General features: G+C 66.9%; 11 protein-coding genes. 2 read left to right on the top strand and 9 right to left on the bottom strand.

What is annotated here, in order from left to right; all coding sequences use genetic code 11:
- Positions 1-40 precede the first annotated feature (40 nt).
- The 4 genes from IWH25_RS15770 to egtB form a co-directional block, all read right to left on the bottom strand.
- Positions 41-2,317 (bottom strand): TonB-dependent hemoglobin/transferrin/lactoferrin family receptor, encoded by a 2,277-nt coding sequence (locus tag IWH25_RS15770; RefSeq protein ID WP_203386716.1) that lies wholly within the window; start codon positions 2,315-2,317, stop codon positions 41-43.
- A gap of 190 nt (positions 2,318-2,507) precedes the next feature.
- Positions 2,508-3,272, bottom strand: a complete 765-nt coding sequence (locus IWH25_RS15765; RefSeq protein ID WP_203386715.1) for an FTR1 family iron permease — start codon at positions 3,270-3,272, stop codon at positions 2,508-2,510.
- An 82-nt stretch (positions 3,273-3,354) separates the two neighbouring features.
- Complete coding sequence (gene egtD, locus IWH25_RS15760; protein ID WP_203386714.1) at positions 3,355-4,317, bottom strand: L-histidine N(alpha)-methyltransferase; 963 nt, start codon at positions 4,315-4,317, stop codon at positions 3,355-3,357.
- The gene (egtB, locus tag IWH25_RS15755; protein WP_203386713.1) at positions 4,314-5,597 is read right to left on the bottom strand and encodes an ergothioneine biosynthesis protein EgtB; all 1,284 of its coding nucleotides are present in this window, start codon (positions 5,595-5,597) and stop codon (positions 4,314-4,316) included. The genes egtD and egtB overlap by 4 nt, the downstream gene beginning before the upstream one ends.
- Before the next feature lie 295 nt (positions 5,598-5,892).
- Here egtB and IWH25_RS15750 point away from each other — a divergent pair, with 295 nt between their 5' ends.
- Positions 5,893-6,477, top strand: coding sequence for a Yip1 family protein (locus tag IWH25_RS15750; RefSeq protein WP_203386712.1), 585 nt, complete (start codon positions 5,893-5,895; stop codon positions 6,475-6,477).
- Positions 6,478-7,220: 743 nt separating this feature from the next.
- Positions 7,221-9,971 carry a hypothetical protein gene (locus tag IWH25_RS15745; protein WP_203386711.1) on the top strand — a complete coding sequence of 917 codons (2,751 nt, stop codon included), beginning with the start codon at positions 7,221-7,223 and terminating at the stop codon, positions 9,969-9,971.
- Positions 9,972-10,392: 421 nt separating this feature from the next.
- On the opposite strand, the gene IWH25_RS15740 is transcribed toward IWH25_RS15745, so the two are convergent.
- The 5 genes from IWH25_RS15740 to IWH25_RS15720 form a co-directional block, all read right to left on the bottom strand.
- Positions 10,393-11,223, bottom strand: coding sequence for a cytochrome c oxidase subunit 3 (locus tag IWH25_RS15740; protein WP_203386710.1), 831 nt, complete (start codon positions 11,221-11,223; stop codon positions 10,393-10,395).
- A 16-nt stretch (positions 11,224-11,239) separates the two neighbouring features.
- Positions 11,240-12,811: a cytochrome c oxidase subunit I gene (gene ctaD, locus IWH25_RS15735; RefSeq protein WP_203386709.1), complete on the bottom strand. Its 1,572-nt coding sequence runs from the start codon at positions 12,809-12,811 to the stop codon at positions 11,240-11,242.
- Positions 12,812-12,821: 10 nt separating this feature from the next.
- Positions 12,822-13,949, bottom strand: coding sequence for a cytochrome c oxidase subunit II (coxB, locus tag IWH25_RS15730; protein WP_203386708.1), 1,128 nt, complete (start codon positions 13,947-13,949; stop codon positions 12,822-12,824).
- A gap of 4 nt (positions 13,950-13,953) precedes the next feature.
- Positions 13,954-14,448 carry a DUF2244 domain-containing protein gene (locus IWH25_RS15725; RefSeq protein ID WP_203386707.1) on the bottom strand — a complete coding sequence of 165 codons (495 nt, stop codon included), beginning with the start codon at positions 14,446-14,448 and terminating at the stop codon, positions 13,954-13,956.
- A 195-nt stretch (positions 14,449-14,643) separates the two neighbouring features.
- Positions 14,644-15,399: a hypothetical protein gene (locus tag IWH25_RS15720; RefSeq protein WP_203386706.1), complete on the bottom strand. Its 756-nt coding sequence runs from the start codon at positions 15,397-15,399 to the stop codon at positions 14,644-14,646.
- Positions 15,400-15,415 lie beyond the last annotated feature (16 nt).

The following is a 15,415-nucleotide window of genomic DNA, read 5'->3' as shown; positions in this document are numbered from 1 at the left end:
TGCGTGCCGGGGGGCTGTCTCCGGCCTTTTCCTCTTTGGTTTAGAAATCCGCCTGGAAGGCGACGCGGAAGCTGCGGCCGGGCTGCGAGTAGAAGTCGACGGCCGCCGGATTGCGCGCGTCGGCCTGGCGGATGTCGCTCCACAGCCAATACTTCTTGTCGAACAGGTTGTTCACGCCGACGGTCAGGCGCGTGTCGCGGCTCGGCTTGATCCACGCGGCGAGGTCGGTGACGCCGTAGCCCGGGGTGCGGTAGTAGACCGGATCGCTGGCGGTGCCGTCGCTGTCGTCGATGCGCGTTTTGCGCTTTGCCGCCCGCAGGCGGGCTTCGGCGCCCCAGCTGCCGGCGTCGCGGACGAGTCCGAGGCTCAGGCGCATCGGCTCGATGCTGTTCAGCGGCTGGTCGTCTTCCTGGTTGTCGCCGTGCGCGTAGGCGAGCGCGCCATCGACGCGCCAGCCCGGCATGAAGTCCCAGCTGCCGCGGGCTTCGGCGCCGTAGATGCGGACCTTGGAGAGGTTGCGCGACTGGTAGGTGGTGAAGCCGGCGATGCACGCCGGGTCGGACGGGCAGGCGAGGCGGACGGTCTCGATGAAGTCCTTGTACTTGTTGTGGAAGACCGCGACCTGGCCGCGGGCGGTGGCGCCCTTCGCGCGCAGGCCGAGCTCGACGCCGACGCTGGTCTCCGGCTTCAGTTCGCCGTTCGGGATCGTCGCGTAGAGCTGCGCAGTGTTGCGGAAGGCGCCGTTGACCTCGTTGTAGTTCGGCGCGCGGAAGCCGGCGGCGATCTGGCCGTAGGTCGACAGCGCCTCGTCGACCTTCCACTGCGCCGCCAGTTTCGGCGAGAAGCGGCTGTAGCTTTGCTCGGCGACGCTGCGATTGATCGCCGTCAGCACGCCCTGCGAGAGCGCGTCGACCTGTGGCTTCAGCGTCGTGCGGTCATAGCGGATGCCCGGCGTCAGCGTCAGGCGGCCGCCGACCAGGCCGCCGATCTCGTCCTGGACGAAGAGGCCGATGGTGTCGGTACGTCCGTTGGCGAAGTCGCGCAGCGGGTAGTTCTCGCCGGCGATCGACTTGGAGACGGTGCCGGTGGTCAGGTTGTAGCGTGTCGCGTCGCGCAGCTCCTCGACCTCGCTGCGCATCAGGTCGACGCCGTAGGTCAGCAGCTGCGTGACGTCCTTGCCGAGCAGCGATTCGAACTGCAGGTTGATGCCGCTGCTGGTCTGCTCGAAGCGGAAATCCTGGAAGATGTCGCAGTTGTTGCCGGCGCCGGTCGAGGCCGAGCAGGTGGCGCCGGTGTTGCTGCGGCGCTGGTAGTTCTCGTTGTGCGTTTCCGCCCGCTGATGGTAGGCGCGGGCGAGCAGGCGGTCGTAGAAGGCGCCGGTCGGCTTGTGCTCGTATTCCAGGCTGAAGCGGGTGCGCTCGCTGCTGTCGTCGCCGAGCATCCGGGTGATCTTCGGCAGCGAGCCGGAGAGGCGGCGCACGTCGGTGTCGACCTTCTGTTCGCGGCTCTCGACGGTCGCCGTCAGCTTGTGGCCGGCGGCCGGCTTCAGCACCAGTTTGGCGAGCAGGCCGCGGTCTTCGCTGTCGGCCGGGTTCGGCTTCTCGCGGAAGCGGCTGGTGCTGTCGTTCCTGCCCTGGTTGTCGGCCTCGTGGCCGTGCGCTTCGCCGTAGCCGAGCAGGAACTCGGCGCGCTCGCCGCGCAGCGCGCCGACGACGCTGCCCGAGAACTGCTCGCTGGCGCCGAAGTAGCCGCCGCGCACGCGCACCGCGGCCTTTCGCTCGCCGGTCGCGATGTCGGCGGGATCGAGCGTGACGAAGCCGACGACGCCGCCCATCGCGTCCGAGCCGTAGAGGCTGGAGGCCGGGCCGCGGACGATCTCGACCTGCTTCAGGAAGTCGGGCAGCGCCGACGGCGTCGCGCTCATCGAGAAGTTGGTCGGGCCGCCGCCGTTGTAGAAGTCGGGCAGGCGCACGCCGTCGACCATGGTGACGACGCGGTTGTCCTCGATGCCGCGGATGTTCACGCGCGTCGCGCCGAAGCGGCGCAGGTCGCGCGCCATCGCCACGTCCGGTTCGTCGCGGAAGAGGTCGGCCTCGTCGGCGGGCAGGCGGCGGTCCATCTCCTCGCGGGTGACCGTGGTGACGGTGACCGGCAGGTCGTCGATCGCCGCCGCGCTGCGCGTCGCGGTGACGACGGTGTCGCGCAGCGCGGTGTCGGCGAGCGCGGGGAAGGCGGCGGCGGAAAGTGCCGCGGCGAGCGTAGCGGCGAGCGGTTGAAGCGTGAAACAACGGCGCGGGTGCGCGCGAACGGCAGACATGCGGACCTCCAGGGAGCTTTGTTGAGAGCTGGCTGGCGCAGGGCTGGCTGGCGTTCGATTGTGAAAAACGGGTCTAGTCGATAGCGGTCAGTCGGTGTGGGCGGGGGGTTGCGGGGCCGTCAGGCGCCCCCGGGAAAATCGCTCAGGCGTACCCCGAGGGCTCTTCCTCGCGATATGCGCGGCATATCGCTCAGGCGGCGGCCGGGCGCAGGCGGGCGCGCAGGCTGAGCACGACGTACCAGGCGAGCGGAACGAACAGCAGCAGGCTGGTGATCACGTTGCCGTACTCGCCCTCGGGCGCGTAGGGCTCGGTGGCGAGATGCCAGTATTCGTTATCGATCGGCAGCAGGCCGGTCTCGGTGAATTCGTGGAAGGCGTAGAAGACGAGCTGCACGGCGAACAGCAGCAGGAAGACCGAGGTCACCTGGAAGAAGCGGGCGAGGTCGAGGCGGGCACCGAAGCGGCCGCCGGCCCAGGCGATCGCGGCGGCGAGTGCCAGCCCGAGCAGCGCGCCGGCGATCATGTCGCCGGCGGTGCCGAGCGCCGCGAGCGAGGTCAGCATCAGCGCCGTCTCCATCCCTTCGCGCGTGATCATCAGCACGACGAAGGCGAACACGCCGAGCCAGGCGGCGGCGCCGGTCTTCGCCGCCGCGGCGTCGAGCCGGGCGTGGATGCGCTGCCGGAGGAAGCGCGCCGCCTTCAGCATGTAGACCACCATCGAGATCACCAGCACCGCGGCGACCAGCGCCAGCGAGCCCTCCCACAGCGGCTGGCTGTCCGCCTTGCCGAGCGCCCAGCCGGCGGCGAAACAGGTGAACACGGACACGGCGATGCCCCAGCGGGCGGCGGCGACGAGCGCGCCGCGGCCGGTCTGGCGCAGGTAGGCGAGCGTGATGCCGACGATCAGGAAGGCTTCCAGCCCTTCGCGCAGGGCGATGACCAGCGATTGCAGCATGATGTCCGTCCGTATACAAATGAGAATTGTTCGCATTATACGGATATCGCGACGGCGTGCAAGCGCTGCCGGCGGCCCGGGCTCAGCCCGCTGCCAGCCAGTAGATGGCGAAGCGCCGTTCCGGGTCGCACCACTGCGCCGCCGGCGCGAAGCCGCAGTAGCTCGCCATCGCCGCGAAGGATTCCGGCGTGAACTTGTACGAGTTCTCGGTGTGGATCGCCTCGCCCGGCAGCAGCACGAAATGCTGGCCGAGCAGCCGGATTTCCTGCTGCGCCTGGTTGACCAGGTGCATCTCGACGCGCCGCTGCTGCGGGTTGTAGAACGCGTAGTGGGCGAACGCGGCGGGGTCGAAGTTCGCGCCCAGCTCGCGGTTGGCGCGTGCCAGCAGGTTGCGGTTGAAGGCGGCGGTGACCCCGGCGGCGTCGTTGTACGCGGCGTGCAGCAGCGCCGGGTCCTTGACCAGGTCGATACCGATCAGCAGGCCGCCGCCGCGGAGCAGGCGCGAGGCCGTGGACAGGAAGCGATGCGCCTCCTCCGGCGTGAAGTTGCCGATCGTCGAGCCGGGGAAGAAGCCGATCCGCCGCGGATGGCCGACGCGCCAGACCGGCAGCGTCTCCATGCGCGTGAAGTCGTCGACGATCGCCTCCATCTCCAGCCCCGGATAATCCCCGCGCAGCGCCGCCAGCGCCGCGTTCACGTGGTCGCCGGAAATGTCGATGGCGGTGAAGCGCGCCGGCGAATCGAGCGCGTCGAGCAGCAGGCGGACCTTGGTCAGCGAGCCGGCGCCGAACTCGACGATCTCGGCGCCGGGGCCGATCAGCGCCGCCATTTCGCCGACGTGGCGCTCGAGGACGGCGAGCTCGGTGCGCGTCAGGTAGTACTCGGGCAGCGCGCAGATGCGCTCGAACAGCTGCGAGCCGGTCGCGTCGTAGAAATACTTCGGCGCGATCGCGTGCGGCTGCCGGCGCAGGCAGTCGAGCAGGTCGCGCCCGAACTCGGCGGCAGCCGCCGCCGGCACCAGGTGCAGGGCCGCCTGCGGGGTCATGCGTCCCTCGCCAGGCGGATGCCGGAGAACTGCCAGCGCGCGGCCGGCGGGAAGAAGTTGCGATAGCTGGCGCGCAGGTGCCCGGCCGGGCTGGCGCAGCTGCCGCCGCGCAGCACCAGCTGGCCGACCATGAACTTGCCGTTGTACTCGGCGGCGGCGCCGGTGAGCGGCTGGAAGCCGGGGTAGGGGTCGTAGGCCGAGCGCGTCCATTCCCAGACGTCGCCGAAGGCCTGGCGCAGCCCCGGCCCCGGCGTCGCCGGCAGCGGCCGCAGCACGTCGGCGTCGAGCCAGCGGCCGGCGACCGGCAGGTCGGCGACTGCGGCCTCCCACTCGAATTCGGTCGGCAGCCGGGCGCCGGCCCAGGCGGCGTAGGCGGCGGCCTCGTAGAAGCTGACGTGGCAGACTGGCGCCGCCGGGTCGAGCGGGCGCCGTCCGTGCAGCGTGAATTCGCTCCAACTGCCGTCGGCTTCGCGCCGCCAGTAGAGCGGCGCCTGCCCGCGCTGCTCGCCGGCCAGCGTCCAGCCGTCGGACAGCCACAGCGCGGCGCGGGCGTAGCCGCCGTCGTCGATGAAGTCGAGGTATTCGCCGCAGGTCACCGGCCGGCTGGCCAGCCGGTAGGGGCGCAGCAGCACCGCGTGCCGTGGCCGCTCGTTGTCGTAGGCGAAGCCGGCGCCGGCGTCGCCGACCGCGACCTCGCCGCCGGCGAAGTCGCACCACGCGACGGCCGGCGCGGCGGCGGCCGGGGATGCCGAGGCCGCCGGTGCGGCGCGGTAGGCCGGGTCGAAGGCGTTCTGCGCCAGCGCGTGCTTGATGTCGGTGAGGATCAGCTCCTGGTGCTGCTGCTCGTGGTTGAGGCCCAGTTCGAGCAGCGGCGCCGCCGCCGCCCAGGTCGCCGCGTCGCCGCCGGCGACGAGGCGCTGCACGGCGGCGTCGACGTGCGCGCGATAGCGGCGGATCTCGTCGCTGCCGGGGCGGCTGATCAGGCCGCGCTGCGGGCGCGCCTGGCGCGGCCCGAGGCTCTCGTAGTAGGAGTTGAAGAAGTAGTGGAAGCGCGGGTCGAAAACCGCGTAGCCGGGCTGCAGCGGCGCCAGCAGCAGCGCCTCGAAGAACCAGCTGGTGTGCGCCAGGTGCCAGCGCGTCGGGCTGGCGTCGGGCATCGACTGCAGGCCCTGGTCCTCGGCCGACAGCGGCTCGGCCAGCCGTTCGCTCAACGCGCGCACGGCGCGGTAGCGTTCGGCGGCCGCCGCGCGCGCGTCGTCGCGCGGGCTGCGCTCGTTCATGGCGCGGGGGTTGGCCGCAGGCGCCGGCCGCCGCCGGCGCGCGGGCGTTCGCGGTCGGTCGGGACGGCGGTGGGCGGGGAACGGGTCGGCATGCGGCCTCCTTTCGCAGGCGCTCGTCGCCGCGGATGCGCGGCGGGCGCCTCCGGGCTGCGCGTGTCGCGCAATCCTTCGCATACGTTTCGTTCATTCTAGGCGGCGCCGGCCGGCATTCAAGTCGGCGCCGGCGGCGGCCCGGAACCGGCCGCGGCGTCGCCAGTCAAAGGAGTATCGAATGACTGCGCAAAGGAGGCCAGCCATGAACATGATGATGTTCCCGAAGATGCTGTCGTCGCACGACGAAGGATGGGCGTGGTTGATGCGCGTCCACCCGTCGGTCATGAAGATGATGGCGCTCTATGTCGTGCCGATGTCGCTGATCCCGCCGGCGATGCTGCTCTACGCGGCGAGCGCCTACGAGGAGGGCGTGCTCGGCATCCCGATGAACCGTGCCTGGGCGCTGGCGACGATCTTCTACATCGCCGAGCTGGTGATGGTGCCGGTGATGGCGGCGGTGATCCGCAACATCGGCGAAGTCGCCGACCGTCGTCCGGAGTATCACGACGCGTTCGCCTTCGCCGCGGTCGTGCCGACGCCGCTGTGGCTGTCCGGCCTGGCGCTGTTTGTGCCGAACCTGATCTTCATCGCGCTGGTCGGCGTCGTCGCCATCGCCGCGTCGGTGCTGCTGATCTACGAAGGCACCTACCGCGTCTTCGGCATCGACGAGGAAGGCCCGGCGCAGCTGCTGACCGCCTCGGTGGTCGGTGCCGGCCTGGTCGGCTGGGTGGCGATGCTCGGGCTGGCCTTCGTCAGCTGGGGCTGGGCGGTGTCGTTCTCGGCCTAGGCGCTTCCGCAACGCAATGCGCATCGGCCCGTTCCGGCAGTCGCCGGGCGGGCCGATGTCTTTTGGGTATCCGCACTCCGTGGTCGATTTTCCGTTGCGCAGTGCGCCATTGCGTGGGCATGCCCTGCTCGGCGTTCTGAGGGGCGCGTCCGGCCCACTGCCGACAGTGGTCGGTTCCACAAAGCCGTCATCTGCGTGGCAGTTGTACTTCGAGACCTGCCGTAGGGCCAATTCACAGTGATCGGCCTTTGCGGACATACAGCCGTTACCGCATGAACGTCTGCTATACGCCAGTCACCAGATCTTAGAGTTACCTTTGCGACGAAGGCTACCCGAGCAGTCCGATGCCGTTCTTAATTGCTCATCATAGCTAAATCAGGCAGTAATATGTCGGCGGCAACGCAAGCTTAAAACCCATACGAAATTCTCAGTCGGCGGCCCCTCGGGTCCGCTAAACGACCTAGAACATAGCCGAGCGACTCAGGGGGACAACTTTGACGTATGCAACAGAAAGCGCACCTAAGCGGGCGAAAAATACGCCGAGGCGACGTGCCCTAATCGCGCAACTGCTCTTTCAGCTAGACCAGCTTTCAGCCACAAACTCGCACCACGAGTTTGAACACATCTGCCGCCACTTGGCTCGTGAGACGATTACGCCAAACATCCTCCCGGCGACCGGCCCTGTGACAGCTGGTGGCGATGAGGGCAGAGATTTCGAGACTTTCACGACCTTCATACGGCGGGTGGAGACCCGTAGCAGCCTCTTCCGCGGCATCGGGGAGTCGAAGCCGCTGGTCTTCGCCTGCTCAATCACCGGAAAATCCCGCATCAAAGCGAAAGTTCGTGACGACCTCGCCAAGATTTGCGCGCGAGAAGCCCCCTATATCGTCTACTTCTTCTCCAACCAGAACATTCCCATCGCTACTCGCCTTGAGCTCGCACAAGAATGCGTTGACACCTACGGGTGCCGCCTTGAGATCTTGGACGCACAGGCTATGGCGGAACAGTTCACCGAACCGACTCTATTCTGGATCGCTGAGGAATACCTTCACATACCCAGCGACCTGCTTCCGGAGCCGCAGGTGGCCCCCAAATCCGCATACGCGGACGCCCGTCGGCGATGGCTCGAAGAGACACAGACGCCGTACACGTTCGCCGACTTCGTCAGCGTCAAGTACGGCCTTCGCGCTGCGACCTTTCAGTCGGAGTACAAAGCTGATTTGACGCGCTGGCTTGCCGTTATGGAGCAGTTAATAACTCCCGAGCAGAGGGAGTCGCTGGTCCGTCGAGCCCAATACGAGCTGTGCGTGGCGACACTTCGCGGATTGCATGACTTGAGACCACGCGAACCCATGGTCCACGCATACCTCGCCGACTGGCACCGATGGACCAGGCCTGCGGAGCTTCGTGATTCGGCACTCCTGCTGTCCTATGCCTCGTCCGCAGTACTTCATCGCGAATTCGATGCGGACCCAGCTGTGCTCCATGGTTACAGCACCGAGATCGTCACGTTCGTGGACGCAGAGATTGCTGCGTCCTCCGACAACCGGAACCGGCTAGCTGACCTCCTCTACACACGTTCTACGCTCGCCTCGCTCCCATTCCTCGCTGGCGCCGAGCCGCAGTTCGACCTCGACGCTCCGATCAGATTCTGGTTCAAGTTATTGAAGGTTGCTGATGAAGCACCGCTATTCGAACTGGAGTTGTTCGTAGACGGGCTGACGAAGCTGACCCCCATCCTGAGCAGCCACCCGCAGTTCAACCGGCTTGTCCGTCGGGCTGACGAAGTGCTTGAGAAGCGCACGTCCGGCTTCGTTGTGGCTGAGAAATGCCGCGATCGCGCAATTGCCCTCATCGAGCAAGGTGACATCCTGTCCGGCATGTCGGAGCTACATCGGGTCAAGGTCAAGTGGTTCACAGGAGACACGTTGCGGCCAACCGTACTTGCAATGCTGTTGCTCTCAGGGGCCTATCGCAGGCTCGGACTGGTCTGGGCGGCTAAGTACTATGCGTTCGGCGCCGCGTTCCTGGTTCATAGGTCTGAGGATGACGACCTGCGGCCACTTTTTGTGGGCGCACTCCACGAAGCGGCTGCTTGCAACTATGAGGCAGGAGAGTGGATGTCGTTCAGCGAGCTGATGCCGTTGATACTGTCATCGCACTATGAATTCCTCAACGACCCGGATAATTGGGAGGAGCACGAACGACTCCAGGCAACCGTCTACCACTTCTTTGTCGCCCGTGCGCTCTCCAAGGCGCTCAACGGTGAATCGGCAATGGCGCTCCTGAACGCACCACTGGCTGCTGTCAGCATGCCGGAGGACTTGGCGAAGGACCTTCTGATTCCTTTGACCGATTTGACAAAATTCGAAACTTTTAGCGCGGCGCAGCTTCGTGATGAGATGCAGAGGGAATTCTTCGGAGTACCGCTCAGCGACACCGGCCCGACCCGAACTTACGCTTGGGCGGCGCTCGGAATTCAGTGGCGTGTAATGTGCCCCAATAGCTACGAAACGATCTGCGTGGTCGAGCAGTTCGTCGCCATTCTGCAAATAGCATTGGCCGATCTCGCGCAGCGCGACCTGTGCCTGCTTCCCACAAGCGTGTCGATTCAGGTGGAACTAAAGGCGATTCGCCGGGCGGGGGTCGAGATGCTGCCTGGTAACAACGCTTCCGGAATGAAGGTCACATTACCGAAGGTAAATGCCGTTAGCCAGACAGAACTGGAGGAGATACAGCAAGACGTCAGTAGCATAGCTCTAGCCGTGCTGACGCAATGCAGTTGCCTTTCGGATAAGGACCTATTCAGCCGACTCGACAGCGCCTTCCGAGATGGGCTTACGTCTAAAGTGTTTATCGTCCGTCCGTACAGTGAACTGTTCGTTCAGTTCGTAGACTCCACCGAGTACGACAGGCGGAGGGCTACGTTGTTGGCTCCAGTTGATGCGAGTGCCTATCTCATTCGCTCAGCACCAGAACTCGCTTGGATTGACACTCCGGGGCCAGGCTACACTCGAGAGAAGGCTCAGATCGCGCTCAGGAACCGATATGAGCGTGGCGTGAAACCAATCGCGACCACGCTTGCACGTCTGCGAGGGAATCCGCGATTCCAGGAGTGGGTCGCCTTACATCGCGCGGACGGGCGCAAGGACTGGTGGATCCTTCTCGTTCTCATGAATACGATCCTCAACTATCGGGCAAGGCTGGCGCTTAAGCCTAACGATGTGGAGGGATTGCGGCAGTACATGTCTAAAGTACTGCACGAGGAGGAATCTGCTGACGCTGTCGAATTCCCGGTGGAAACCCTATTCAGCGAAGAAGCGAAGATGTCGGCAACTACCTTCATGATGACAACAGCGAATATTTGGAACCTTACCGTACGATCCCGTACTCCTGACATGACCGCCTTCGAGAAACTGCTGGGAACGCGTTATGGCCAAGCCACGGACGACGTAGAGCACATCGATCCATTCTCCAAAGATCAGTCTAACTGACGGTGTTCACCAAGTGCGCTCTCCGCTGAGTGCTTTTTCCTTGCGCCTTTGCTCGGACAGAAACGGCAGTGGCGTGACCACATAGGCAACGCGGAAATCTTTTCGGTTACGGGAGCACGTATTTTTTTAACGAGAATGTTGCCGTTCCCAGCTCTTTCGTGCTGAGCGGCCAGAAACTGGCGCATAGCTGCCCGATGCCGAGCCAAGGCTAACAGTCGGCTTTGGCCGACTTCCCGTCCGTGGGTTGTTGGTCCCTATGACTTCTCGACTCGCTTACCTGCCGTCGGAATCTGGGAGAGGCAATGGGTAGGCGCGGGTCGAACTGAGACTGTCAAAATCCCGGCAGCGAGCGGCGTGCCGCCGCCTTATCGCGACGCGGTATGCCCAGGGCGCATCAACCACGAAATAGGGATCCCGTTTTCTACAGCCAGTAGACGAAGACGAACAGGATCAGCCAGACGACGTCGACGAAGTGCCAGTACCACGACACCGCGGCGAAGCCGAAGTGGTGTGCGGCGTCGAAGTGGCCGGCGAAGACGCGGCCGGCGATGACCGCGAGCATGACGATGCCGAGCGTCACGTGCAGGCCGTGGAAGCCGGTCAGCAGGTAGAAGGTGGCGCCGTAGATGCCGGTCTTCAGCGAGAACGCGGCGACGCCGTACTCGTGGATCTGCAGCGCCAGGAAGACGAGGCCGAGGCCGATCGTGAGCAGCAGGCCGAGCTTGATCTGCCAGCGCGCGCCCTTCTGCAGCCCCCAGTGCGCCCAGGTCACCGTCGCCCCGGACGAGAGCAGGATCAGCGTGTTGATCGCCGGGATGCCCCAGGCCGCCATCGGCGTGAACGCGTCCTTGATCCCCGGCCCGGCGGTCGGCCAGCCGCCCTCGTAGCCGGGCCACACCAGCTCGGCGTCGGCGAGCCCGGGCACGGCGAAGTTGCGCGCGTAGAACAGCGCGCCGAAGAAACCGGCGAAGAACATCACTTCCGAGAAGATGAACCACACCATGCCCCAGCGGAACGAGACGTCGACCTGGCCTTCGAGCAGGCCGGCCTGGTTCTCGCGGATGACGCTGCCGAACCAGCCGACCAGCATGTAGATGAGGATCGCGGCGCCGAGCGCCATCAGCCACGGCCCGGCGGCGACCTTGGCGAGCAGCAGCACGAAGCCGGCGGTGATCGCCAGCAGCGCGCAGGAGCCGACGATCGGCCAGCGCGACGGCGGCGGCAGGTAGTAGGCGGAGGCGTGTTCGCTCATGGCGCGTTCCCCTTGCTCAGTCGATCTTCGGCGGCGTCGTGAACGAGTGGTAGGGCGGCGGCGACGGCAGCGTCCATTCGAGCGTGTCGGCGCCGTCCCACGGCCTGTCGCCGGCCGGCTCGCCGCCGCGCACGCACTTGACGACGATGTAGACGAACAGCAGCTGCGCGGCGCCGAGGACGAAGCCGCCGATGCTGGCGATCACGTTGAAGTCGGCGAACTGCAGCGCGTAGTCGGGAATCCGCCGCGGCATGCCGGCCAAGCCCAGGAAGTGCATCGGGAAGAAAGTCAGGTTGAAGGCGATCGTCGTCAGCCAGAAGTGCCATTGGCCGAGCGCCTCGTCGTAGCGGTGGCCGGTCCATTTCGGCAGCCAGTAATAGACCCCGCCCATGATGCTCATCGCCGCGCCGGAGAAGAGCACGTAGTGGAAGTGGGCGACGACGTAGTAGGTGTCCTGCAGCTGGATGTCCACCGGCACCAGCGCCAGCACCAGCCCGGAGAAGCCGCCGATGGTGAACAGGCAGACGACGGCGACGGCGAACAGCATCGGCGTCTCGAAGCTGAGCGAGCCGCGCCAGATCGTCGCCACCCAGTTGAACACCTTCACCCCGGTGGGGATCGCGATCAGCATCGTCGCGTACATGAAGAACAGCTGGCCGGTGACCGGCATGCCGGTGGTGAACATGTGGTGCGCCCAGACGATGAACGACAAGAGCGCGATCGACGACACCGCATAGACCATCGAGGTGTAGCCGAACAGCTTCTTGCGCGCGAAGGTCGGGATGATCGTCGACACGATGCCGAAGGCCGGCAGGATCATGATGTACACCTCGGGGTGGCCGAAGAACCAGAAGATGTGCTGGAACATCACCGGGTCGCCGCCGCCGGCGGCGTTGAAGAAGTGCGTGCCGAAGTGGCGGTCGGTCAAGAGCATGGTGATCACGCTGGCCAGCACCGGCATCACCGCGACCAGCAGGTAGGCGGTGATCAGCCAGGTCCACACGAACAGCGGCATCTTCATCAGCGTCATCCCCGGTGCGCGCAGGTTGAGGATCGTCGTGATGATGTTGATCGCACCCATGATCGAGGAGAGGCCCAGCACATGCACGGCGAGGATGGTCATGTCGTAGGCGATGCCGCCCTGGATGAACAGCGGCGGGTACATCGTCCAGCCGGCGGCGAGCGCGCCGCCGGGGACGAAGAACGAGGTCAGCAGCAGCGTCGCCGCCACCGGCAGCAGCCAGAAGCTCCAGTTGTTGAGCCGCGGGAAGGCCATGTCCGGGGCGCCGATCATCAGCGGCACCTGCCAGTTGGCGAAGCCGACGAAGGCCGGCATGATCGCGCCGAAGATCATGATCAGCCCGTGCATCGAGGTCAGCCGGTTGAACTGCATCGGATCGACCAGCTGCAGCCCGGGCTGCAGCAGCTCGGCGCGGATGATCATCGCCAGCGCGCCGGCGAACAGGAACATCGACAGCGAGAACCACAGGTAGAGCGTGCCGATGTCCTTGTGGTTGGTCGTCGTCAGCCAGCGCGCGAGGCCGGTCGGATGCGCGTCGTGCGCGTGCGGGGCGAGGGTGGCGTCCATCCGCGATCTCCTATTTGCGCAGCGCCGCCACGTCGCGCGGCTGCACGGCATCGCCGGTCTGGTTGCCCCAGGCGTTGCGCTCGTAGCTCACCACCGCCGCCAGGTCGAGGTCGGACAGCTGCTTGGCGAAGGCCTGCATCGCGGTGCCCGGCTTGCCGTCGAGGACGATCGCCAGATGCGCGGCGGTCGGCCCCTTGACCAGCGGCGAGCCGTCGAGCGCCGGGAAGGTGCCGGGCAGGCCCTTGCCGTTTTCCTGGTGGCAGGCCGCACAGTTGGCGGCATAGACCGCCTTGCCGCGCTCGACCAGCTCGGCCAGCGCGTAGTCGCGGCCGGTGGCCGCCTGCGCCGCGGCCCGCTCGCGCTTCTGCCCGTCCAGCCAGGCCGCGTACTGCTCCGGCGGCACCGCCTCGACGACGACCGGCATGAAGGCGTGGTTCACGCCGCACAGCTCGGCGCACTGGCCGCGGTAGGTGCCCGGTGCGTCGATGCGGAACCAGGCGTCGCGGACGAAACCGGGGATCGCGTCCTGCTTGACGCCGAGCGTCGGCACCCACCAGGCGTGGATCACGTCCTCGGCGGTCAGCACCAGGCGCACCTTCCTGCCGGTCGGCACCACCAGCGGCCGGTCGACCTCGAGCAGGTAGTGCTCGCCCTTGACCTCGCGATTCTCGATCTGCGCCTGCGGGGTCGCCAGGTTGCTGGCGAAACGCACGTCCTCGCCGAGGTACTCGTACTCCCACTTCCACTGGCGGGCGGTGACCTTGACCGTCAGGTCGGAGGCGCCGGTGTCCTTCATCGCCAGCACCACCGAGGTGGTCGGCACCGCCATGCCGATCAGGATCAGCGCCGGCGCGATGGTCCACGCGATCTCCAGCTGCGGGTGCTCGTGGAAGGGCTGCGCGGCGTGGCCGGCGGATTTCCGGTGGCGCCACAGCGCATAGAACATCGGCACGAAGACGACCAGGAAGATGCCGAAGCAGATCCACAGGATCAGCGTGTGCAGGTCGTAGATTTTCCGGGCGATCTCGGTTGCCGGCGGCGGCAGGTTGAGGGCGAATTCGGCGCCGGCCGGGCCGGCGAGCAGCAAGCCTGCCGCCAGCACGGCCGGCACGGACAGGGAGCAGCGTGTTGTGCCCATGGTCCTAGCGGCCGCCCCACTGGCGCAGCCGCGCCAGCCGCCGGCCCAGTTCGCGGCCGACGATCGCGAGTTCGGCGTCCGAGAGCAGGCGGCCGAAGGCGACCTCCTTGCCCTCTGCGCGCAGCACCAGGCGGCGCGTGCCGGCGGCGTCGACCCGGCGCAGCGCGGCGGACACCCAGTGGCTGTTGAATTCGGTATGGCGGTCGTCGCCCGGCGCGTGGCTGTCGACGACCAGGCGGTCGGCGTCCAGCGTCAGCCGCTCGAAATCGCCGGCGTGACGCTTGAGGTGCAGGAAGGCAGCGACCAGCCCGGCCAGCGCGGCGGCCATCCAGGCGACGATCGGCCACGCGCCGTGCAGCGCGAAGAAGGTGCCGGCGGCGGCGAACCAGGGCAGGAGAACGGCGAGCGCGACGCGCAGGCCGGGCCACCGGACGCCGGGCCCCGGGCGGGCAGTGACACGGAACGGCAGCGGACTGCCGTGTTGCAGACATTCCATCATGGTGCGCCATCCCTTTCACCGGATCGCGGCACCGTCCGTCCCCCCGCCCTCCCTGCACGTCCTGTCGCCCGGACGGGTGATGCGTTACTTGCTACCGTTATATGAGATTGCCGCCGGGATTACAAATTCCCGCCGGCATGGACCGGCCTCACCTGCGATTGGACTGCGCCGGCGGCGGGCGGTTCGCGGGGCCGGTCAAGTTCCCCGCCGCAGCTCGGCGACGCGCGCCGCGCGGGCCTGCCGCGCCAGCAGCGGCGCGACATGGCCGGCGACGATCAGGCAGTCGGCCAGCCAGTAGGCGGCGAGCGCCGCCAGCCAGTTCGGATCGACGCGCTCGCCGGTCGATTCCGACTCGAAGCCGGGGCCGACGAGCAGCATCAGGAACAGGATCGGCAGCCAGCGGAGCAGCCGTGCGGGCGGGATGCGCGCCGGAATCTCGATGTCGCCCCGCGACTGGATCTTCAGCAGCGTGAACGGCAGCGTCATCATCCACAGCAACGGTACCAGCAGGCCGGGGAAGAAGGAGCCGTCGGCGCCCTCCGCCGGCGGCCGGGGGGCGAGCTTGTGCCAGACGCCGACGGCGATCGCGGCGACGAAGCCGAAGATCATCGCGAACAGCATCGCGAAGCCGAGGAAGGGAAAGAGCGCGAAGGCGCGCAGCACCGCGAGCAGCGTCACCCAGCCCTTGTGCCGCTCGGCGAGCGCCCAGCGGAAATAGCCGTAGAGCAGCATGCCGCCCGCCGCGGCGAGCGGCAGCGCCCACGGCAGTGCGCGCAGGAAGCGGCGGCCGAGCTTGTTGACGCCGCGGTAGTCGAAGCCGTCGAGCCAGCCGGTGCCGAGCCAGACGGCGAGCAGCGCCAGCAGCAGCCCGGCGATCGCCAGCCCGGCGCAGCGCAGCGCGGGGGGCGGCCAGTCGCCGTCGGCGGCGGGAAGGCGGTCGGGTTCGGGCATGCGCCGGATTATAGCG

The sequence above is a fragment of the Azospira restricta genome (assembly GCF_016858125.1).
In the GTDB taxonomy this organism is placed as follows: Bacteria; Pseudomonadota; Gammaproteobacteria; order Burkholderiales; family Rhodocyclaceae; genus Proximibacter; species Proximibacter restrictus.
Note: the sequence above shows the minus strand (reverse complement) of the source record. Positions and strands in the feature narration are given on the sequence as shown.

Coding starts and splice junctions, on each gene's coding strand:
- IWH25_RS15740 (WP_203386710.1), bottom strand. CDS start 11,223: ATGAGCGAACACGCCTCCGCCTACTACCTGCCGCCGCCGTCGCGCTGG.
- IWH25_RS15725 (WP_203386707.1), bottom strand. CDS start 14,448: ATGATGGAATGTCTGCAACACGGCAGTCCGCTGCCGTTCCGTGTCACT.
- egtB (WP_203386713.1), bottom strand. CDS start 5,597: ATGAACGAGCGCAGCCCGCGCGACGACGCGCGCGCGGCGGCCGCCGAA.
- egtD (WP_203386714.1), bottom strand. CDS start 4,317: ATGACCCCGCAGGCGGCCCTGCACCTGGTGCCGGCGGCGGCTGCCGCC.
- coxB (WP_203386708.1), bottom strand. CDS start 13,949: ATGGGCACAACACGCTGCTCCCTGTCCGTGCCGGCCGTGCTGGCGGCA.
- IWH25_RS15720 (WP_203386706.1), bottom strand. CDS start 15,399: ATGCCCGAACCCGACCGCCTTCCCGCCGCCGACGGCGACTGGCCGCCC.
- ctaD (WP_203386709.1), bottom strand. CDS start 12,811: ATGGACGCCACCCTCGCCCCGCACGCGCACGACGCGCATCCGACCGGC.
- IWH25_RS15765 (WP_203386715.1), bottom strand. CDS start 3,272: ATGCTGCAATCGCTGGTCATCGCCCTGCGCGAAGGGCTGGAAGCCTTC.
- IWH25_RS15750 (WP_203386712.1), top strand. CDS start 5,893: ATGAACATGATGATGTTCCCGAAGATGCTGTCGTCGCACGACGAAGGA.
- IWH25_RS15770 (WP_203386716.1), bottom strand. CDS start 2,317: ATGTCTGCCGTTCGCGCGCACCCGCGCCGTTGTTTCACGCTTCAACCG.